This window comes from Sphingobacterium alimentarium (genome assembly GCF_004342685.1).
GTDB classification, from domain to species: Bacteria; Bacteroidota; Bacteroidia; order Sphingobacteriales; family Sphingobacteriaceae; genus Sphingobacterium; species Sphingobacterium alimentarium.
On the sequence record NZ_SMBZ01000087.1, the window covers coordinates 1 to 4089 of the forward strand.

Annotated in this window: 7 protein-coding genes; 5 read left to right on the forward strand and 2 right to left on the reverse strand. The window is 37.7% G+C overall.

Annotated features, from left to right (window positions below; all coding sequences use genetic code 11):
- Positions 1-138 precede the first annotated feature (138 nt).
- On the reverse strand, positions 139-783 hold the full coding sequence (locus EDC17_RS16515; protein ID WP_132779319.1) for a response regulator transcription factor: 645 nt from the start codon (positions 781-783) through the stop codon (positions 139-141).
- Positions 784-941: 158 nt separating this feature from the next.
- Here EDC17_RS16515 and mscL point away from each other — a divergent pair, with 158 nt between their 5' ends.
- The 5 genes from mscL (at position 942) to tsaB (ending at position 3065) form a co-directional block, all read left to right on the forward strand.
- Complete coding sequence (gene mscL, locus EDC17_RS16520) at positions 942-1361, forward strand: large-conductance mechanosensitive channel protein MscL (RefSeq protein WP_132779321.1); 420 nt, start codon at positions 942-944, stop codon at positions 1359-1361.
- A 157-nt stretch (positions 1362-1518) separates the two neighbouring features.
- Positions 1519-1677 (forward strand): 50S ribosomal protein L34, encoded by a 159-nt coding sequence (gene rpmH / locus EDC17_RS16525; RefSeq protein ID WP_075991291.1) that lies wholly within the window; start codon positions 1519-1521, stop codon positions 1675-1677.
- 61 nt (positions 1678-1738) lie between these two features.
- Positions 1739-2128: a ribonuclease P protein component gene (gene rnpA, locus EDC17_RS16530; RefSeq protein ID WP_132779323.1), complete on the forward strand. Its 390-nt coding sequence runs from the start codon at positions 1739-1741 to the stop codon at positions 2126-2128.
- Positions 2112-2363 (forward strand): membrane protein insertion efficiency factor YidD, encoded by a 252-nt coding sequence (gene yidD, locus EDC17_RS16535; protein WP_132779325.1) that lies wholly within the window; start codon positions 2112-2114, stop codon positions 2361-2363. The genes rnpA and yidD overlap by 17 nt, the downstream gene beginning before the upstream one ends.
- 12 nt (positions 2364-2375) lie before the next feature.
- The gene (gene tsaB, locus EDC17_RS16540) at positions 2376-3065 is read left to right on the forward strand and encodes a tRNA (adenosine(37)-N6)-threonylcarbamoyltransferase complex dimerization subunit type 1 TsaB (RefSeq protein ID WP_132779327.1); all 690 of its coding nucleotides are present in this window, start codon (positions 2376-2378) and stop codon (positions 3063-3065) included.
- Here tsaB and EDC17_RS16545 read toward each other — a convergent pair whose 3' ends face one another.
- The gene (locus EDC17_RS16545) at positions 3066-3971 is read right to left on the reverse strand and encodes a magnesium transporter CorA family protein (protein WP_132779328.1); all 906 of its coding nucleotides are present in this window, start codon (positions 3969-3971) and stop codon (positions 3066-3068) included.
- Positions 3972-4089 lie beyond the last annotated feature (118 nt).

The following is a 4089-nucleotide window of genomic DNA, read 5'->3' on the forward strand; positions in this document are numbered from 1 at the left end:
CGACGTTATTCTAACAAACCGCCTTGGTACGGATCCGTATGCCGGGTGGTGTGAGAGGACAGATAGGGAAATAATCCCTATCTTCCTACTCGATTCTATAGTAAATCTAAATAGCTTATTCGTATAGCGATAATACTACTATGTATTTTGTGCGTGAAGCTTGAACAACTCGATAAGATCAGGAATGTTACTAACACCTAATTTTTCGAAAATGCGGCTTTTGTAAGTACTTACTGTCGATGAGCTCAAATCCAAAAGGTTAGAAACCTCTAGTATTCCATGGCCTTCGATCAAGTGTTTTGCAACGTCCATCTCACGGTTTGATAATTTGTTTAATGGATTGACCTTGTCAATGCTTGATTTGGTGCTTGTTAGCTTCTGTATGTACAAATCGCGTACAGCAGGGGACATATACTTGCCTCGCTCTTGGATCATGTTGATCGCATTGCTAAGCTCCTCCATGGATGTGTTTTTATTCAGGTAGCCCGCAGCTCCTGCTTCGATATAGCGCAATGCATAGATATTCTCGTCGTAGGATGAGAATACCAATATTTTCAAATCGGGTTGTAGTGTCAATACCTCTTTAATCACATTAATATTATTTCCACCAGGCATATTGATGTCCAGCAGAAGAAGATCAAAGCGTTTAAAATTAATATGTGAATATACTTCTTTGATCGTCGAGGCGTGGGTTATTTCAGTATTTTTGAATGATTCGTTAATGGCTACAGCTGTGCCAAACCGAACTATACTATGATCGTCAGCTATCAATATGTTGTTCATAAGCTTATACGTATAAGATATTGGTCAATATATGAAAAATATTACTTTAAATTAAATCCCGACCCTTATTAATCGTTTTAATTACTAATTTAGATATTAATCTATACCAAAATTAGTACTTTATATTTATTTTTGTTATTTTAAAAGAAAAAAATATTATGGGTTTTATTAAAGAGTTTAAAGAATTCGCTATGCGCGGTAACGTCATTGACCTAGCAGTCGGTGTGGTTATCGGTGGCGCTTTTGGAAAAATCGTCACATCTTTAGTGGATGATTTAATTATGCCAATCATTGGGGTAATCACCGGAGGGGTGGATTTTTCGCAAAAGAAAATCATTATTAAGGATGCTATTTTGAATCCTGATGGTTCGGAGTTGGCAGCTGCAGTTACCTTAAATTATGGTAATTTTATTAATGTTGTCATCCAATTCTTGATTATTGCATTTTGTATCTTCGTGGTTATTAAAGGAATTAACTCCTTGAAGAAGAAAGAGGAAGAAGCTCCAGCAGCACCTGCCGGACCGTCAAACGAAGAAGTTTTGCTTGCTGAAATTAGAGATTTGTTAAAGAATAAATAGGTTTCTATTACCAGGATATAAAAGAAGTTTACGTATTATTTATGTGAACTTTTTTTCTTGCAGTGCTTGTATATATTGAAATTATACAGTACTTTTGCATTCCTCTTAGAGGATAATATTGGTTAATAGAGAAAAAAAATAATAAAGAAATAGCGTCATGAAAAGAACATTTCAGCCTTCGCAAAGAAAAAGAAGAAATAAGCACGGTTTTAGAGAGCGTATGAGTTCAGCTAATGGTAGAAGAGTATTAGCGTCTCGTAGAGCAAAAGGTAGAAAACGTCTAACAGTTTCTGACGAATACCGTCACAAAGGCTAATTCTTTTCTTTAGCGCCGGTGACTTTTTGCTGTGGCTATATTCCGGCCAACTAGTCATCCGATGAGAAAAACATTTACAAAAGAAGAACGACTGTGTAGTAAGAGTAAAATTGATTCTCTTTTTCATGGTGGTTCTTCTTTTATTATTTACCCTTTTCGGGTGGTCTACTTCGTACGTCCAGTTACAAGTAGCACACATCCTGTACAGGCCATTCTATCGGTTTCCAAGCGTCGATTTAAGCGAGCACACGACCGCAATCGTATTAAGCGATTGATGCGTGAAGTATATCGTTTGCAAAAAAATGAGCTGCTTTATGATGAAGTCATGAAATATGACTTAAATTTGGACTTGGCAATTCAATATGTCGGGAAAGAAGAATTGAATTTTGAATTGTTATTCACTAAAATGAATAAAACGTTAAAGCAATTAGCCCATGCAATTTCTTCTTAAAATATGGCAATTGATATTGTGGGGTCTCAAGCACCTGTTTTTATTTATCATTAAGATATATCAACTTTTTATTTCTCCGCTGTTAGGGGCCAATTGTCGCTATACGCCGACGTGTTCGCAGTATGGAAAGGAAGCGATAATGAAGTATGGACCTTTCAAAGGAGGATGGCTGACCATCAAACGCATTGCGAGATGCAATCCATGGGGTGGTCATGGACATGATCCTATTCCTTAATTTTGATTGAAGATGAGTACGTATATTTTGCAGATTGATACAGCGACAGAAGTGTGTTCTGTTTCTTTGAGTTTAGATGGTCAGGTAATCCACAAAATGGAAGCCACCGAGCCTAATCTTCATGCGTCCAAATTGACCGTCTTCATTGATGAATTATTGCGCAACGCAAAGTTGTCTTATGCAGACTTATCTGCTGTAGCAGTCAGTAAAGGACCAGGCTCTTACACAGGGCTTCGTATAGGTGTTTCTACGGCCAAAGGTCTTTGCTATGCGCTGGATATACCGCTGCTTGCTGTCAATACCTTAGCGAGTATGTTCAAAGGTTATGCATCTACGTATGGTCTTGCTGATAATAGCTTGTATGTGCCGATGCTGGATGCTAGACGTATGGAAGTGTATATGATGGTATACAATCATCACGGCGAAGTCTTGCAACCTACAGAAGCCGTAATCATGGATGTCGACACTTTTCAGCCTTTTGCAAATCAGAAAATCATTCTTTTCGGCTCCGGCGCACTCAAGTTGAAGGATTTGTATAGCCAATCTGCGCCCGTGCAGGTCGATACGAGCTATAAGCATTCATCGAGCTATCTTGCAGAATCTGCTTTTGAAAAATTTGAAAAACAGGATTTTGAAGATTTAATTTACTTCGAACCTTTCTATCTGAAAGAATTTATAGCTACGACACCCAAGGCAAAATAATTAAAGCCATTTTTTTCTTTTGAACCATAAGTAGATGAGCAGGCTCAATCCGAGCATGGAGCATATGACTATGGGGTATCCATATTTCCATTGCAACTCAGGCATAAAGTGGAAATTCATACCATAGACACCTACGATAAATGTCAATGGCATAAAAAACACTGAAATTATCGTCAATATGCGCATAATCTCATTGGTATGATTGGATTCAATATTGAAATATATCGAAAGCAACTGGGCAGTATTCTCTGACGTATTGCGATAGAGTGTGGTGGTGCGCGAAAACAAATCCCTCAAGTCTTGTGTATACGTATTTTTGTATTCTGGGAGGTGAAAATAATCCACAATATCTTTGTAAAGAACCAGAATAGACCGAATCACATCTATCTGCCGCTTAATGTAGTACAGCTTCCTGAGGAAAGGTTTACGTTTTTGGTGTAGGAATACAATCTCTTCATATTCTTCTAGCTTGGTCGCTATCTCTCCTAGTACCAATGTTTCAAAGGATTTTAGCGCTTCCGATACCAAAGTATTGACGAAGGATTTGGGGGAAGACAGCGGTTTGTTTTTGGGGTCGGCACGTTTAATATTTTCCAAGAATGGAATGCTATTCCGGTGGGTGGTAATCACAAAATCTGGGCCATAGAAAATCGAAATCCTATTGGTAATCTCTTGCAGTGTCTGGGATTCTTCATCCAGCTTTTGTGGCGTAGACCGAATTATTAGAAAATGATAATTTTCGAATTCCTCAATTTTCGGCAGATGACCTACCTCCAGACAATCCCGAATAGAAGCTTCGCGAAGATTAAATTTTTCCTTTAATTCTTTAAAATCCTCTAATGTCGGATTCGTGATGTCTACCCATTCAAAGGGATGAGATTCAGCGGATAAGATATGAGCAATCATAATTTGCGTTTATAAATCTAAATTAAAACAAAAAGGGGCCGTATCAAAACATCAAAAGTTAGATACGGCTTTTTATTTTTTAATCGTCAGCTTCTTTCCTGAGTATTTCCTGAATTTG